Raw genomic sequence first — 15,981 nt, forward strand, 5'->3', positions numbered from 1 at the left:
CACGGCGCAGGGAATGCCCCTACAGGAACCCCTCACCCAAAAGACCAAGATTACTTCGTCGCCCAGGCAGATGGCTGGTCACACACGATGCATTCCGCGTCGGACAACCATCCAGACTTTCGCGACAGGTTCGTATCTTACTTTTGGAGTTGTCCCATGAATCGCAAAGTTCTCGCCATCGCCGTACTGGTTTCCGCGTCCGGCGTTCAATTCGCCAACGCTGCCGACGGCACCATCAACTTCAACGGTGAACTGGTCAACCAGACCTGCACCATCGCCGTTGATGGCGTGGTTTCGCCAGCCGTTGCGACCGTGACCCTGCCAACCATTTCTACCGGCTTGCTGACCGCCGCAGGCCAGGTTGAAGGCCAGACCGGTTTCAACATCCAGCTGACCAACTGCGTCGGTACCGCCACCACGGCGGCGGCGTTCTTCAACTCCGGTGCAAGCGTTGACCCGATCAGCGGCAACCTGAAGAACATGACCGGTTCGGCGAACAACGTGCAACTGCAACTGGTCGACCAGCAGGGCGGTGCAGTGATCCAGGCGGGTAACACCAACCAGATCGCCAACACCACCCGCAACACCATCGATGGCACTGGCGCGGCAAACATGCCGTACGCCGTGCAGTACTTCGCCACTGGCGCGACCACGCCGGGCACCGTGGTCAGCTCCGTGACCTACAACGTCGATTACCAATAAGCCGATTTCACGATGACGCGCCCGGCCAGGGGGGGTAACGGCGCGTCAACGTGTGGGCAAAGAGGTGCGCATGGGTTTTTCAGGTGTTATTCGAGTCGGCGCAATACTGATGCTTTCCACGCTGATGTATTCGCAAGCCAAGGCCGGTGTGGTGATCACCGGGACGCGTCTGGTCTATCCGGCGAGTCAGAAAGAAGTCACCGTCAAATTGAACAACAACGGTGCCCGTCCGGTGCTGGTGCAATCGTGGGTCGATGACGGCGATTTGCAGTCCAGTCCGACCAGTTCCAAGGCGCCGTTTGTGCTGTCGCCACCGGTCTCGCGCATCGACCCGAGCAAGGGCCAGAGCCTGCGCCTGATGTTCACCGGGGCGGCGCTGCCGAGCAGCAAAGAGTCAGTGTTCTGGCTCAACGTGCTGGAGATTCCGCCGAAGGCCGATGGCCCGACGGACATGAACGTGCTGCAGATGGCCTTTCGTTCGCGGATCAAGATTTTCTACCGCCCCGACGGCCTGCCGGGCAATGCCAATGACGCGCCGCAGCAAGTGCAGTGGAAAGTCGTCGCGGCGGACAAGGGTTATGCCTTGCAAGCGTTCAACCCAACTGCGTTTCACGTCTCTCAGGTCGAGTTGGCGCTGACGCTCGGCAGCCAACGTTTCGACAGTGAAAATGGCATGGTCGGCCCGGGTGAAAGCAAAACCTTCGCCTTGCCATCGCTGAAGTCGATGCCCGCTGCCGGCGCTCAAGTCGAGTTCAATGCGATCAACGACTACGGCGCGCTGCTGCCGATCAAACAACCGCTCAAGCCCTGATCTTTCCGCGAACGTTTTAGCGCACGAGTAACCTATGAAAACTCTTCCACGCCTGGGGGCGCGCCCACAGGCTCGCCCTCGCTTTGCCTTGAATCCCGTGGCCGCTCTGGTGCTCCAGGCGCTGACCGGGGTTTCTGCGGTGTTTGCGGCCCAGGCGGCTTTCGCCGAAGACGTGCAGTTCAACGACGCGTTCCTCCCCGAGGATTCGCAGACTCTGGATCTCACCGCCTACCAGCAGGGCAACCCGGTGTTGCCCGGCGAGTACCGCGCTGACGTCGCGGTCAATGGCAAACTGGTGACCCGTCAAGACATCCGCATCAATGCCGACGCCGATGGCAGCCACCCGACCGTGTGTTTCAGTCGCGGCGTGCTGGAGTTGATCGGCGTAGATTTCCGCCGGTTGTCTGCCGAAGCTACGGCCAGCGTGGAGAGCGGTGCTTCGTGCCTCGACATCGCGCAGTTGATCGAAGGCGCGACGGCGATGTTTTCGCCGTCCACTCAGCAATTGGATATCAGCCTTCCGCAGGTCGCCCTGCGTCGCGATGCCCGTGGTTACGTCAGCCCTGAACTGTGGGATCGTGGTGTGACGGCTGGCACCCTGAGCTACAACTTCAACGCCAACCACAACAAGACCGACACCGGCAATTACGACTCGGCCTACCTCGGTCTGAACGCCGGGCTGAACCTTGGTGACTGGCGTCTGCGCCACAACGGCTCGGCCAGTTGGGACAAATTCAACGGCCAGGATTATCAAGTCCTCAACACCTACGCCCAACGCGACATCACCTCGCTCAAGAGCCAGTTGACCCTCGGCGAAGCCAACACCAGTGGGGAGATTTTCGACACCCTGGCGTATCGCGGTGTGCAACTGGGCACTGACGATCGCATGTTGCCCGAATCCCAACGCGGTTATGCGCCGGTGATCCGTGGCATTGCCCGCACCAGTGCGCGGGTGGCAGTGCGTCAGGCCGGAAATCTGTTGTATGAAACCACGGTGGCGCCGGGCGCCTTCGTCATCGATGACCTGTACTCGACCGGATATGGCGGCGACCTCGACGTCACTGTTTACGAAGCCGATGGCAGTGAGCAGAGCTTTATCGTGCCGTTCGCTTCGACCGCGCAATTGTTGCGTCCGGGCACCTCGCGTTTCAGCGTCACTGCCGGTGAAACCCGCAACAACTACATCGACAGCCAGGCCAAGCTGTTTCAGGGCACCTACCAGCGTGGCCTGAACAATATTTTTACCGGTTATGGCGGTGCGCAAGTCAGTGACAACTATCGCTCGGCCCTCGGCGGCCTGGCGTTCAGCACGCCGCTCGGTGCGGTGGCAGTAGACGTCACGCAGGCGCAGACCGACCTGAAAAGCGGCACTGCCAGCGGCCAGAGTGCACGCCTGAGCTACAGCAAGAATATCCTCGAAACCGGCAGTAACTTTGCCGTGGCGGCGACACGGTTTTCCACGCAAAACTACCTCGATTTCAGCAACGCCGTGCAACTCATCGATGCCGAGCAAAAGGGCCTCGACACCAGCCTGTTCGGGCGACCGCGCAGTCGTCTTTCGCTGACCGCCAACCAGAGTCTGGGCGACTGGGGCCAGGTCGCGTTCAACGGGTTTACCCAGAACTACTGGAACCTGCCGGGCAGCGATGTGCAGTACCAGTTCAGCTACAACAAGCAGGTCGGTTCGGTCAGCTATGGCGTCAGCGCCAACCGTGCGCGCAGCGGTGTCGGCGAGATGGAAAACAGTCTGCTGTTCACGGTGAGCATGCCGCTCGAATTCGGCTCCTCGGTCAACCGTCCGCAGTTGTCGGCGCGGGTCATGCGTGACACCGACGGCAACTACAGCGAACAGGCGACCCTCAGTGGTACCGCCGGTGCGGACCGCCAATACAACTATGGCGTGACTGCCGGCCACGAAGGTGCAAGTCGCACCAACAGTACCTCGGTCAACGGCCAGTACATCGGCCCGAAAGCCATTGTTGGCGCGACCGTCAGCCGCGGTGCGGGTTACGACAGCCTGTCGCTGAATGCCAGCGGCAGCGTGGTCGCGCACCCGAACGGCGTGACGCTGACGCCCTATCGCGGCGAAACCATGGCGGTGATCACTGCCGAGGGTGCCGAGGGCGCGAAAGTCGTCGGCTTCCCCGGTTTGAAACTCGACAGCCGTGGCAACGCGGTGGTGCCGTACTTGCGTCCGTACGAATTGAACGAAGTGGCCATCGATCCGCTGGGCACGTCGCTCGACGTCGAGTTGAGCGAAACCAGCCAGCAAGTCGCGCCGCGCGCCGGTGCCGTGGTGGCGCTCAAGTACGGCACGCAAAACGGTCAGGCGGTGTTGCTCAACGTCACGCTGGACGATGGCAGTGCGCTGCCGTTCGGTGCCGGTGTGGTCGATGACCGTGGCGTCTCGGTGGGCGTGGTCGGGCAGGGCGGCCAGCTCTACGCCCGGGTCAAGGAAGACGCGCGCCGGCTGTTGATCAGTTGGGGTAGCCAGGCCGGGCAGCAATGTGCGCTGGCGTTGCCGGCGGGCAAAAGTGCGGGCAAGTCACTGCGTCAGGTGGACGTGGTGTGCTCGGTGAATCATTCAGACAATCGCGTTGCTTCTGTGAACAGCGCACAGGGGTACAAGTGATGAAAATCATCGGAGCGTTCAAGTCGGGTCTGCTGTTGGCAGGCTTGTCGTTATCGGCTGGCGCGGCGTTGGCTGACTGTAATTTCATTGATGGGACATCGACGATGGTCAGAACCCAACCGTTGTTGGGCGGTAATCTGACGGTGGGGCGCGATGTACCGTTGGGTGCAGAGATTTACCGGCAGACCTTCCAGGCGGCGACTTTTGTCAGACTGTCGTGCAGCGCCGGTCTGTACAACATTGAGACCCGCCGGGGTCTGCCGAACAAGCCGCTGGGCTTGTCCTCTTGGGCTGGAACGCCTTGGGCAGGAAATGTTTATCAGAGCGGAGTTCCCGGCATTGGCGTTGCCATTTGGTACGCCGGTAGTGCATTGCCATTTTCCGGTAATGGAACCAACTGTGGCGGTGGAGTCAATGCTTGCATCTGGACGATCCAGAACACCCTGATCTTTGATATGTCCCTGATCAAAATTGGCGATGTTTCTCCGGGCACCATCCAGGGTGCCCAATTACCTACGGCTGACCAGCGTTGGGTGACCAGCAACAATGTGGAGGTCAGTCGTGTGAACTTCTCGGGCAGCATCAACATCGTCTCGCGTACTTGCCAGACCCCGGACGTTACCGTGCCGATGGGCACGCACATGCTCAACGAGTTTTCCGGCAAGAACACATTCACGCAGTGGCAGGATTTCTCCATCGCCCTGAACAACTGCCCGGCATTCAACGGCTACTACCAGAACACCGGCCCGCGCTGGGCCAGTGACGGTACATCGAGCAACCTCGACTCACGCAAAAATAACGTGCTGCAAGTGCGCCTCGACCCGACCCGCACGGCGATCACTCCCAACCTCGGCATCATGAGCCTGAACCCGAGCGCGCCCGGCGCAGACCCGGCCGCCACTGGCGTCGGCCTGCAAATCGCCGACAGCCATGGCACGCCATTGCCACTGGCGACTTTGCGCGCCAGCGGCATCACGCCGCGCGCGGTCGAGGGCGCCAGCTACACCATCCCGTTGAAGGCTCGCTACATCCAGACCGGCGACAGCATTACCGCCGGCCCGGCCAATGCCACGGCGACTTTCACCATCAATTACTACTGATCCACCGACTTGTTTGAGCGCCACCCGTGCGGGCCTATAGATCAATAACGACCGGGCCCGGACTTCACTATCAGGAGTGTTAGATGAGTATTCAACGTGTGTCTTCGCGCGCGCGCCAGTCGGCGTGCCTGTTGATCATGGCCGGGGCCTTGAGCGCCTGCGCCAGTGCGCCGATTCCCGAACAGCAGATCAGCCTGTCGCGCGATGCGGTCAACCGTGCGGTCTCGGCGGAAGCGACGCAATATGCGCCACTGGAAATGAAAGCTGCGCAGGACAAGATGTTCCTGATGGAGCGTGCGCTTGGCGAGAAAAATTACCCGCAAGCGAAAGTGCTTGCCGAGCAGATCGAAGCCGACGCCAACCTCGCCGAGCGGAAATCCCGCGCGGTGAAGTGGCAGAAACAACTGACCGACGCGCGTAGCGGCATCCAGGTGCTCAAGCAGGAAATGCTGCAAGACCCGATCACCGGTTTCAACACGCCTGCCGACGCGCAATAAGGATCTGTCCATGCCCAATTTCAAACTGTTGCCTGTTGCTTCGCTGTTTGCCGTGATGCTCGTCGGGTGCGCTACACCACCCGAGAATCCGCAACTGCTGCAAGCTCGCGCGCAATTCTCGGTGCTCCAGCAAAAGCCTGAATCCAACACGTTGGCGGCGATTGAAACCAAGTCTGCATTCAGCGCACTGAACGCCGCCGACCAGGCTTCGCTGAAGGATCGCCAGGCGCCGCAGATCGATCAGCTGGCGTATCTGGCCAGTCAGAAAATCGCCCTCGCCGAGCAGACCATTGTCGGTCGTGAGGCTGAGGCGGGGCTGAAGAAAATCGACGCCGAGCGCACTCAGGTGCAACTCGATGTACGCACCCAGCAGTTGAAAGCGCTGCAAGCGATGAAGGCGCAGAAAACCCAGCGCGGTGAAGTCGTCACTTTCGGCGATGTGCTGTTCGACACCGGCAAAGCCGATCTCAAGTACGGCAGCCAGCGCAATTTTGAACAACTGGCGCAGTACCTGACGGCCAACCCGGAGTGCAAGGTACGCATCGAAGGGTTCACCGACGATGTCGGCAGCGACGATTTCAATCAGCGTCTGTCGGAGCGTCGCGCCGATGCAGTCGCCTTTGCGCTCACGCAAATGGGCATCGGCGCTGACCGATTGATCACCAAGGGCTACGGCAAGCAGTTCCCGGTTGCCGACAATGGCAATGCCCGTTCCCGTCAGCTCAACCGGCGGGTGGAAGTGATCATCTCCTACGGTTCAAGCGTGGTCGGCGCACGCGGCTGATGATCGAACAAGCGAGTCTGCAACGGGCTCGCTCTTCTGTGTGAAGGCTCGGGTCAAGACCGATCAGAGCGATTAGGAAATTTCCTACACATACAAGGAAAAGTCCTACTCAAAAAATCCCGCCGCTTATCTAAATTGCCGGTTCCCCGAGTGCGAACCGGTTCCTTCAGAGGTTCGAACTCAACTCGATTTACGCCGTTGCCCATTGAGGCGCACGTGAGGCTCAGTTGATGAAAAGCCGTTTCCCGATGTTCCAGCGCACACCGGTTGCCGTCGCCGTGGCGTTGCTGATGCCCCTGCACGCCAGCGCCTACACGGCCTCAGTCAACAGTGGGGCAGTGGTATACGACGAAAGCGTCACCACGGGCATTCAATCGATTGGTACCAACGGCACCGCCCACCGCACTACCGTCAGCGGCAGTGGTTCACAGAATGTGTTCCAGAACGGTGTGAGCTACGACACCCTGGTCGACGGTGCGACGCAAAACGTTTCCAGTGGCATCAGCCATGGCACGCTGGTCAATAACGGCGGCACACAGGTGGTCAACACCAGTGGTATCGCCAATGACACCGTACTCGATGCCAGTCAGCAAACCGTCACGCGGTCCACGGCCAACCGCACGTTGATCAACGCCGGCAGTGTGCAGACGCTGGATGTCCTGGCCATAGCCAACGACACTCAGGTCGGGCCTGCCGGCGTGCAGAACCTGAGCAACATGGCGGTGGCCAACGGCAGTGTGATCAATGCCGGGGGCGAGCAGACCCTGCGTCGGGGCCTGCTCGGTGGCGCAGTGGCCAATGACACGCAAATCCAGGGCGGCACGCAAAGCGTGTACGACACCGGCACGGCCTACAACAGCACGGTCGGCAACGGTGGCCAGGTCAATCTGTACAGCGGCGCGCAAGCCAATGGCCTGGTGGCGCAGGCGGGCGGTACCGTCAACGTCATGGAAAACGGGGTGAAAACCGTTGACTCGTTGACTCTCGACGGCGGGCGGCTGGCGTTTGCGCCGAGCAGCGACGGCAGCTTCAAGACGTTTACCGTCAATGCCCTGTCCGGCAGCGGCAGTATTTTGATGAACACCGACATCGCCAATCAACGCGACGACTTGCTGATCGTCCAAGGCGCCGGCCTCGCCAGCGGTGATCACACCTTGATCGTGGGCGATACCGGGCACGAACCGGTCACCGCCGATGGTCGCTTGCGGTTGGTCGACACTAACGGTGGCATTGCTAAGTTCGGACTCTACGGTGGGCATGTCGATGCGGGCGCCTTTCGCTACACCTTGCAGCAACAGGGTGATGACTGGGTGTTGGCGAGCAGCGGTGCCATGCCGCTTGAGCCAGTCGACCCGGTTAAACCCGTGGATCCGGCCGAGCCGCTTGAGCCGGTGGTTCCGGTGACGCCACCACGGCCGATTGATCCGGCGCCCGAGCATCTCTCCAAAGGTGCCAATGCGGCCATCGCTGCACACACCGCCGGCGCCAGTTTGTGGGGCGCGCAAATGAACGCTTTGGTCAAACGCCTTGGCGAACTGCGCATGGGCAAGGATGACGGCGGTGTCTGGACCCGCGCCATCGGCAAGCGTTTCGACGTCAGCGAGCGCTCCAGTCGCGCCTACACCCAAGACGTCAGCGGTCTGGAAATCGGCGCCGACAAGGCTTTTAGCGTCGACAGCGGCAAGGTCTACGTCGGTGGCATGCTCGGTTCGGCACGCTCCGACCTGGACTTCGGCGAAGGCGCCAGCGGCGACATCGACAGCCGGATGTTCGGCATCTACGCCACGTATCTCAACGACAATGGCGTGTATGTCGACAGCGTTCTGAAGTACAGCCGCTTCGACACCGATATCAAAACGCCGAGCAATCTGGGCCAGGCGGTAAAGGGCTCCTACAGCACCAACGGGATTGGCGCGGACATCGAAGTCGGCAAGCGTATCGATTTGCAGGATGGCTGGTTCGTCGAGCCGCAAGTGGAACTCACCGCAACCCGCACCCAAGGTGCGAGCTACACCGCCAGCAACGGTCTGCGGGTCAAGTCCGACAACCTCGACTCACTGCAAAGCCGGGTTGGCTCGCTGTTCGGTCGCAGCCTGCAACTGGGCAATGGCATGCAGGTCCAGCCGTATGTCAAAGCGTCCTACATCACCGAGCATGCGGGCAGCAGCAAAGTCGAGGTCAACGGCAACAAGCTTGATGCCCGCTTGCCGGGTAATCGGCTGGAGCTGGGCTTCGGTGGTGTCTTGCAAGTCAGTGAGAAGAGCAAAATCTCCCTGGATGCCGAATACGCCAAAGGCAACGGTATCGAGCAACCGTTCGGGGTGAGTCTCGGTTATCGCTACCTCTGGTAAACACATCAAGCCACGTCGGATTGTTCCGGTGTGGCTTTTTGCTTTGCGGTCATCCAGAACGTTCCGCTGGTTTTTTCAGACTTGTCTTACATGCCGCGCAGCATTTTTTGGTTAGCGTGTGGCCTGTTGCCTTCCGAGCAACAACCTTTTTCCTATAACTGCGAAACCCATGTCCTACAAATGCTGGCGAATCCTGATTGCCGAAGAACTGCCCACGCTGCAGTCCAGAATCGGCAAATCCCTGAATGAACTGGGTTACTGCGCCCTGACGCCGGTGCGTTCGTTTCGTGAATTACTGGGCGTGACCCAGTACTCGCACGAGCCGTTCGAGCACTTTGACCTGATGCTGATCAACGGTGAACTGATGGCCGCCGCCGGCATCGATCCGGTGCGGTTTTTTCAGAGCTGTGCGCAGATTCGTCACGGCGTGATTTATGACGCGCGCCGAGGCCAGGCTTGGGCCGAGCCGATCTATACCACTGCGCGCCGTCATTTGAGCCTGATCCGTACGCCGGATCGGCAAACCCTTGGCCCTCTGCTGGAGCAACTCGATGTTTAGACGATCTCCCGCACTGCCGTTGCGCGTGCTGGTACTGGAAGACCATGCCTTCCAGCGCTCGGTGGCGGTCAACATGCTGCGCACCCTCGGTTGCGAGGAAGTCTTCGAAGCGAGTGACGGCGCGCAGGCATTGGCATTGCTGCAAACCCTTGGCACGGTCGACGTGGCCTTGTGCGATTTGCAAATGGAAGGGATGGACGGCCTGGAGTTTCTCCAGCGGGTCGGTGCTACGGGGCAGGTCAAGTCGGTGATCATCAGCAGTTCGCTGTCGGCGGACTTGCGGCGGGCCGTGCATCAGATGGTCGCGTTGCTCGGGCTGGAATTGCTCGGGGATGTCGGCAAGCCGCTGCATGGGCAAGTACTGGCGGAGCTGCTCGACAAGTTCGTCCACCGCCCGGCACTGCCGCAGGCACCCGCCGCGGTGATCACGCTGGCCAGCGAAAGCGCCGTGCGTCAGGCGCTGGCCGCACAGCAGTTGCACGCCTGGTATCAACCCAAATTCAATTTGCACACCGGTGAGGTGTGTGGCGTTGAGGTGCTGTGCCGCTGGCTGCATCCGACACAGGGGATTATTTCCCCGGCGCTGTTCATGCCGGTGCTGGAGCGTTGCGGTTTGCTCGACCCGTTACTGTTTGCGCAGTTGGATCAGGCCTTGGCCGTGCAGCGCAGTGCCCGTGAGCAGGGCTTTGCCTTGAACATGGCGTTCAACCTGCAAGCGGTGCAACTGGCCAGCGGTGAGCTGACTTCGAGACTGCGCAGCCTGTTGGCGCGACATGCCACTTCGGGTGCGAGCCTGACGTTCGAACTGACCGAAAGCGGCCTGCTCGAAGCGCCGGCCACCAGCCTCGAAACCTTGGTACGCCTGCGCATGATGGGTTGCCGCTTGTCGATCGACGACTTCGGCGCCGGGTTTTCTTCGTTACAGCGCCTGTGCCAATTACCGTTCAACGAGATCAAGCTCGACGCTGATTTCATTCGCAACCTCGAACATGAACCGCGCTGCCGGGCGGCGATCAGCAGCACGCTGGCGCTGGGCGAAACCCTCGGTATGAGCGTGGTGATCGAGGGCATCGAGACCGACGCCCAGCGCCGCGAACTGTTGGCGCTGGGCTGCACGCAAGGGCAGGGCTACTGGTACGCGCGACCAATGTCCGGGGCGGATCTGCTCGACTGGCTGCAACAGCGCAACGCTCGGAAAACCGCGGATGAATGACCTTTTCTTTCGGAAAGATCCTACAGATCCCTTCACAGGGCTTGCGTAATCTTGCCTCACCCAGAAACCCATCCTACCGGGAGATCGACCATGATCAATAAAGCCCTGCGCATCCTCATCGCCGACCCGCAGCATTTTCACCGGATGAAAATCGAGCGACTGTTCAATGGCCTCGACTACTACCGTGTGGCGCCGGTGCAAACCCTCGCCGAGCTGCTGACGCTGGTCGACTATGGTTGTGAACCGTTCGATGTGGTGGTGATCAACGCCGAGCTGGCGGCCGGTTCGCTGGACCTGCTGGGGTTTTTCCTCGACAACCCGCAGGTGCGTCATGCCTTGATCTACAACGAGCCATCGGCGCCTGTGCAGACGACGCCCGGTTTTGCTCAGGACAATGTGCAGATCAGTCACGCGACATTGCCGCAGGCCCCAGCAATCAAGCATCTGATGGCCCTGGTCGATGTGCCCAAGGACCTCGCCACCCGCCGGTGGGATCGAACGCCGAGCCTGCAACGTCAAGCTTGAGCATAGAATTTTGCCAGTCGCAACTGTCAGATCTGACAGGTAGATTCGCCCCGATTCCCATGCAACAGTCACTGCGCAGCTTATCTGTGCGCAGCGCGTGGCCATGCGGCGCCATCGTCATGCTATTGCAGCGGGAGAGGTCATGAAGTCAGCGTTGATCGTCGATGATCATCCGGTGGTGCGCGCCGCCGTCAGAATCGTGCTGCAAAGCGAAGGCTTCAAGGTGATTCACGAGGCGGCGAATGGCAACGAGGTGGTGCCGCTGATTCGTGAGCATGCGCCCAAGCTGGTGATACTCGATCTGCGTCTGCCGGCCCTCGACGGGCTGGACGTGTTGGCCCGGATCCGCGCCAATGCGCTTGATTGCCGGATACTGGTGTTCACCTCGCATGATCCGCTGTTCTATCAGGAACGCTGCCTGCGCGCCGGGGCCACAGCGTTCGTCACCAAAACCAATCACTTGCAGCAATTGCACAAAGCCATTCAGGCGGTGATGTCGGGCTACACCTATTTTTCGGCATTGGCCGACAGGACCGGCACGCTGACGCCGTTGCTGACCACTGAAAAACAGATGATCGATCAATTGTCCGACCGTGAGTTGAGCATCTTCGAGCAGTTGGGCCAGGGCAAGGCGAACAAGGCGATTGCCGCAGACATGCACCTGAGTCACAAGACCGTCAGCACCTATAAAACCCGCCTGATGAAAAAACTGGGTGTGGGTTCGGCGGTGCACCTGCGCGATTTTGCCAAGCGTAATCACTTGATCTGAGAGATCACGCATGAATGTCCGGCGCTGGAGTTTGACCTTGTGGCTGTTGCTGGCGATGCCTTGTCTGGCCAGCGAAACACCGCAGGTGCTGGAAGTGCTGACGCGCACCCGCCTGGAGCATGTCCAGCTGCGCCTGGACGATCAGGATCGGCAGTGGCTGCGCCAGCATCCGCTGTTGCGCATCGGCATTTCCGGTCCGGATTACCCGCCGTTCGAAATCACCCGCAATCAACTGGACCTTGAAGGCCTGACCGCCGATTACGCCGATCTGCTCGCGCAATTGCTCGGTCTGCGCATCGAAGTGCAGCGCTACGCGCGTCGGGACGCGGTGATGGCTGCACTCAAGCGCGGCGAGATCGACCTGCTGGGTACCTCGAACAGTTTCGAGACTGCCGATCCCGAAGTGATTCTGTCGCGTGGCTATGCTGAAGATCAGCCGATGCTGGTGATCCGGCTCGATGAGTCGCTGCCGGCAGATCTGGCTGGCAAGCGCATCGCCATGGTCGAGGACTACTTACCGGCATCGAGCGTGCAGGCGTTCTATCCCGAGGCCAGCGTGCAACGCTACGCCTCGGCCATGGATGCCTTGGGCGCAGTGGCGTTCGGCGCGGATGACGTCTACCTCGGCGACCTCATCAGCGCCAATTATCTGATCAACACCAATTATCGCAACGACCTGCAACTGGCCGGCCCGTCGGGGCTTGATGCCAGCCCGTTCGGTTTTGCCTTGCTGCGCAGCGATGCCCGTCTCAAGCGCCTCGTCGACAAGGCACTGCTGGCGATTCCGCTGGAGCGGCGCCAGCTCATCGAACAACGCTGGAGTGCCGGTCGCGTCGAAATGACCGCGCAAGCGCGGATCCGTCTGAGCGCCAGTGAGCAGCGCTGGCTGACTGCGCATCCGGTCATACGGGTCGGTGCCGTCGAGGATTTTGCGCCGCTGACATTCTTTGATGCGGACAATCGTTTTCGCGGGCTCTCTGCGCAACTGCTGAGCCTGATCGCCCAGCGCAGTGGCCTCAACTTCGAGATTGTGCGCGGTGGCTCGCTGGATCGGCAGATCGAGCAACTCAAGGCTGGCGAACTCGACGTCTTGCCGGTGGTGACGCCGAGCAGCGAGCGCGAGCTGGAACTGCGCTTCACCCGGGCTTACCTGAACAATCCATTCGTGCTGATCAGTGCGACGAGCGCGCAGAGCCCACGCCGTCTCGACGATCTCGCGGGCAAGCGCCTGGCGATTTACCGTGGTCATCCACTGCGCGGCTATCTGCTGGAGCGCGTGCCGCAGTTGCGCCTGGTCGAGGTCAAGAGCCCGGCCGAGGGCATGGCGTTGATCGACAAGGGCCAGGTCGATGCGACGGTGAGTTCCTTGGTGGTCGCGCGTTATCTGATCGATCGCTACTACCCTACACGTTTGCGCGTTCTCAGCACGGTGGGCGATCAACCGGCACGTATCGCCTTGGCCACGGCGCCGCAGGCAACGGCGCTGCATTCGATTCTGAACAAAGCGTTGTTGAGCATCGCCCCGCAGGAAATGGACGACCTGATCGAGCGCTGGAGCCATGACGTAGTGGCGGACGACAGTTATTGGTTACGCCACCGGCGCGCAATCATTCAGGGCTTCGCTGTCGCTGCCGGTCTGCTGCTGTTGGCGCTCGGCTGGATCGCCTTCCAGCGCTGGCAGATTCGTCAACGCCAGCAATGGTTGGCGCAATTGCAGGAAGCCAAGGAGGCCGCCGACGACGCCAACCGGGCCAAGACGACCTTTCTCGCCACCATGAGCCATGAAATCCGCACGCCGATGAATGCCCTGATCGGCATGCTTGAACTGGCTTTGAAGCGCGCCGACGAGGGCGTCACCGACCGTCTGGCGATCCAGGTGGCATCCGGTGCCGGTCAGCAATTGCTGGCGTTGATCGGCGACATTCTCGATATTGCGCGCATCGAGTCGGGGCACCTGTCCATTAACCCCGAACGGGCCAATCTGCGCGAGCTGGTGGCCTCGGTGTGCCGGGTATTCGAAGGACTGGCGCGGCAGAAACGCTTGCTCTGGCACCTTGATCTGGATGCGCACAGCGACGTCGATGTGTTGATCGATCCGACCCGTTTCAAACAGGTGCTGTCGAATCTGTTGAACAACGCGATCAAGTTCACTGAAGAGGGCGAAATCAGTCTGCGTTTGCAGGTGTCCGCAATGGCCCCCGAGCAATTGACGGTGCGCGTCGTCATCGAAGACAGCGGTATCGGTATCAGCGAGCAGGACAGACAACGCTTGTTCAGCCCGTTTGTTCAGGTCGGCAACTCTTCGCAAGCGGTGCGCAGCGGGTCCGGGTTGGGCCTGGTGATCAGCCGCAGTCTGTGCGAAATGATGGCCGGCACTTTACGGCTCGACAGCGTGCCGGGCGAGGGCACGCGGGTTGAAGTCAGCTTGCAGTTGCCGATGCTGACGGCGCGTGTGCCGGATGCTGAAGTGGCGCAAACGCTGGACACTCCGAGGCGTTCGCTGCACGTGCTGGTGGTCGACGATCATCCGGTGAACCGCTTGCTGTTGTGCTGGCAACTGAGCGAACTCGGCCACCGTACGGTCGACACCGAGGACGGTAACCAAGGCCTGGAATGCTGGCGCGCGCAGCCGTTCGATGTGGTCATCAGCGACTGCAATATGCCCCGGCGTAACGGCTATGAACTCGCGCAGGCCATTCGTGAAGAAGAGTCGGCAACTGGCCGTAGACCCTGCCTGATCATCGGGTTTACCGCCAATGCACAGGTCGAGGAAAAACGCCGTTGCCTACAGGCGGGTATGGACGACTGCCTGTTCAAACCGATTCGTCTGGATGATCTGGATCTGGCGTTGAATGGCGCAGGCGATTGTCCAGGTGAGGTTGAACCGGGCGCAGCAGAGCCGCTGAAAGAGATCGATCTGAGCACTCTGGAACACATGACTGGCAACAATCACGCGCTGATCCAGCGTTTGCGCGAAGAAGTCTTGAGCAGTCTGCTGCATGATCTGCAGCGTTTGGAAAGTCTGCGTCCGATACAGGATCGCGCAGGGTTGCGCGACCTTGCACACCACATCAAGGGTGGTGCGCAAATGGTCGGCGCAGCTCGGTTGGTGTCGGCCTGCGCGAAACTTGAACAAGCCTGTCGAGAGACTGAAACAGAGCCAGTCGCCACGGCGACCAACGCCGTGCGCGATGCCATGGACAGCCTCGCGCAGCGGCTGCAGGGCTGATCAGTCCCAGGCAGGCGCAATGCCTTTCGGGCTGGTCAGGCGATGGCCGCGATCCAGCGAGGCAATCAGCGCCATGTCCGCGTCGCTCAAGGTCAGCGCGCTGGCGCTGAGGTTGCTTTGCAGGTTGGCGCGTTTGGTCGACGACGGAATCACCGCGTAACCCGATTGCATGGCCCACGCCAACGTCACTTGCGCCGGGGTGGCGTGCAGGCGTTCGGCGATCTGCCGGATCAGCGGATCCTGCACCACTTCACCGTATGCGAGGGTCATGTACGAGGTGATGTGGATGCCCTGGCTTTCGGCGAACTCGACGACTTTGCGGTTTTGCAGATACGGGTGCAGTTCGATCTGGTTGGTCGCAATGTGCTCTGCGCCGACCGCGGCGATTGCTTGTTTCATCAGGTCGATGGTGAAGTTGGAAACGCCGATCTGCCGGGTCAGGCCCATGCGCTTGGCCTCCAGCAGCGCGCCCATGAATTCTGCGACGGGCACCTGATCTTCCGGCGATGGCCAGTGAATCAGCGTCAGGTCGAGGTAGTCGGTTTGCAGCTTTTGCAGGCTTTCCTTGAGGCTGTCGATCAGGCGCTCCTTGGCGAAATTGGCGATCCAGATCTTGCTGGTGATGAACAACTCTTCGCGCGGGATGCCGCTGACGGCAATCGCCTGGCCGACGTCTGCTTCGTTTTCGTAGATTTGCGCGGTGTCGATGACCCGGTAGCCGAGTTCAAGGGCGGTGCTGACCGAGTCGATGACGACCTGGCCTTGCAAGCGGAACGTGCCGAGGCCGAAAGCGGGAACAGACATGAGAA

At 60.7% G+C, this 15,981-nt stretch carries 13 protein-coding genes; 12 read left to right on the forward strand and 1 reads right to left on the reverse strand.

Annotation, left to right across the window (positions count from 1 at the left end; all coding sequences use genetic code 11):
* The first annotated feature begins 156 nt into the window (after positions 1 to 156).
* The 12 genes from C2E19_RS11065 to C2E19_RS11120 all read left to right on the forward strand — a co-directional run bounded on the left by C2E19_RS11065 (position 157) and on the right by C2E19_RS11120 (position 15,172).
* Positions 157 to 702 (forward strand): fimbrial protein, encoded by a 546-nt coding sequence (locus C2E19_RS11065; protein ID WP_129391673.1) that lies wholly within the window; start codon positions 157 to 159, stop codon positions 700 to 702.
* Between the two features lie 70 nt (positions 703 to 772).
* Positions 773 to 1,513 (forward strand): molecular chaperone, encoded by a 741-nt coding sequence (locus C2E19_RS11070; RefSeq protein ID WP_129391676.1) that lies wholly within the window; start codon positions 773 to 775, stop codon positions 1,511 to 1,513.
* Between the two features lie 34 nt (positions 1,514 to 1,547).
* A complete protein-coding gene (locus tag C2E19_RS11075) occupies positions 1,548 to 4,145 on the forward strand; it encodes a fimbria/pilus outer membrane usher protein (RefSeq protein WP_129391678.1) in 2,598 nt (865 codons plus the stop codon).
* Positions 4,145 to 5,245: a fimbrial protein gene (locus C2E19_RS11080; protein WP_164979418.1), complete on the forward strand. Its 1,101-nt coding sequence runs from the start codon at positions 4,145 to 4,147 to the stop codon at positions 5,243 to 5,245. The genes C2E19_RS11075 and C2E19_RS11080 overlap by 1 nt, the downstream gene beginning before the upstream one ends.
* An 83-nt stretch (positions 5,246 to 5,328) precedes the next feature.
* A complete protein-coding gene (locus tag C2E19_RS11085; RefSeq protein ID WP_129391682.1) occupies positions 5,329 to 5,742 on the forward strand; it encodes a DUF4398 domain-containing protein in 414 nt (137 codons plus the stop codon).
* A 10-nt stretch (positions 5,743 to 5,752) separates the two neighbouring features.
* Positions 5,753 to 6,526 carry an OmpA family protein gene (locus C2E19_RS11090; protein WP_129391684.1) on the forward strand — a complete coding sequence of 258 codons (774 nt, stop codon included), beginning with the start codon at positions 5,753 to 5,755 and terminating at the stop codon, positions 6,524 to 6,526.
* Between the two features lie 230 nt (positions 6,527 to 6,756).
* Positions 6,757 to 8,877, forward strand: a complete 2,121-nt coding sequence (locus C2E19_RS11095) for an autotransporter outer membrane beta-barrel domain-containing protein (RefSeq protein WP_129391686.1) — start codon at positions 6,757 to 6,759, stop codon at positions 8,875 to 8,877.
* A 169-nt stretch (positions 8,878 to 9,046) separates the two neighbouring features.
* Complete coding sequence (locus C2E19_RS11100) at positions 9,047 to 9,436, forward strand: hypothetical protein (protein ID WP_129391688.1); 390 nt, start codon at positions 9,047 to 9,049, stop codon at positions 9,434 to 9,436.
* Entirely contained in the window at positions 9,429 to 10,649 is a 1,221-nt protein-coding gene (locus C2E19_RS11105) for an EAL domain-containing protein (RefSeq protein WP_129391691.1), read from the forward strand. The genes C2E19_RS11100 and C2E19_RS11105 overlap by 8 nt, the downstream gene beginning before the upstream one ends.
* Positions 10,650 to 10,739: 90 nt before the next feature.
* The gene (locus C2E19_RS11110; RefSeq protein ID WP_129391694.1) at positions 10,740 to 11,174 is read left to right on the forward strand and encodes a chemotaxis protein CheY; all 435 of its coding nucleotides are present in this window, start codon (positions 10,740 to 10,742) and stop codon (positions 11,172 to 11,174) included.
* Positions 11,175 to 11,316: 142 nt separating this feature from the next.
* Complete coding sequence (locus tag C2E19_RS11115; RefSeq protein WP_129391697.1) at positions 11,317 to 11,943, forward strand: response regulator transcription factor; 627 nt, start codon at positions 11,317 to 11,319, stop codon at positions 11,941 to 11,943.
* 10 nt (positions 11,944 to 11,953) lie between these two features.
* Positions 11,954 to 15,172: a transporter substrate-binding domain-containing protein gene (locus C2E19_RS11120; RefSeq protein WP_129391700.1), complete on the forward strand. Its 3,219-nt coding sequence runs from the start codon at positions 11,954 to 11,956 to the stop codon at positions 15,170 to 15,172.
* On the opposite strand, the gene dkgB is transcribed toward C2E19_RS11120, so the two are convergent.
* Positions 15,173 to 15,976, reverse strand: coding sequence for a 2,5-didehydrogluconate reductase DkgB (gene dkgB, locus C2E19_RS11125; RefSeq protein WP_129391703.1), 804 nt, complete (start codon positions 15,974 to 15,976; stop codon positions 15,173 to 15,175). It lies immediately after the preceding gene.
* Positions 15,977 to 15,981: the final 5 nt, after the last annotated feature.

The sequence above is a fragment of the Pseudomonas sp. DTU12.3 genome (assembly GCF_004124275.1).
Lineage (GTDB): Bacteria > Pseudomonadota > Gammaproteobacteria > Pseudomonadales > Pseudomonadaceae > Aquipseudomonas > Aquipseudomonas helmanticensis.

Bases quoted from the DNA above. Each gene is read 5' to 3' on its own strand.
- C2E19_RS11065 (WP_129391673.1), top strand. From the start codon at position 157: ATGAATCGCAAAGTTCTCGCCATCGCCGTACTGGTTTCCGCGTCCGGC.
- C2E19_RS11115 (WP_129391697.1), top strand. From the start codon at position 11,317: ATGAAGTCAGCGTTGATCGTCGATGATCATCCGGTGGTGCGCGCCGCC.
- dkgB (WP_129391703.1), bottom strand. From the start codon at position 15,976: ATGTCTGTTCCCGCTTTCGGCCTCGGCACGTTCCGCTTGCAAGGCCAG.
- C2E19_RS11110 (WP_129391694.1), top strand. From the start codon at position 10,740: ATGATCAATAAAGCCCTGCGCATCCTCATCGCCGACCCGCAGCATTTT.
- C2E19_RS11080 (WP_164979418.1), top strand. From the start codon at position 4,145: ATGAAAATCATCGGAGCGTTCAAGTCGGGTCTGCTGTTGGCAGGCTTG.
- C2E19_RS11070 (WP_129391676.1), top strand. From the start codon at position 773: ATGGGTTTTTCAGGTGTTATTCGAGTCGGCGCAATACTGATGCTTTCC.
- C2E19_RS11120 (WP_129391700.1), top strand. From the start codon at position 11,954: ATGAATGTCCGGCGCTGGAGTTTGACCTTGTGGCTGTTGCTGGCGATG.
- C2E19_RS11105 (WP_129391691.1), top strand. From the start codon at position 9,429: ATGTTTAGACGATCTCCCGCACTGCCGTTGCGCGTGCTGGTACTGGAA.
- C2E19_RS11085 (WP_129391682.1), top strand. From the start codon at position 5,329: ATGAGTATTCAACGTGTGTCTTCGCGCGCGCGCCAGTCGGCGTGCCTG.
- C2E19_RS11095 (WP_129391686.1), top strand. From the start codon at position 6,757: ATGAAAAGCCGTTTCCCGATGTTCCAGCGCACACCGGTTGCCGTCGCC.
- C2E19_RS11100 (WP_129391688.1), top strand. From the start codon at position 9,047: ATGTCCTACAAATGCTGGCGAATCCTGATTGCCGAAGAACTGCCCACG.
- C2E19_RS11090 (WP_129391684.1), top strand. From the start codon at position 5,753: ATGCCCAATTTCAAACTGTTGCCTGTTGCTTCGCTGTTTGCCGTGATG.
- C2E19_RS11075 (WP_129391678.1), top strand. From the start codon at position 1,548: ATGAAAACTCTTCCACGCCTGGGGGCGCGCCCACAGGCTCGCCCTCGC.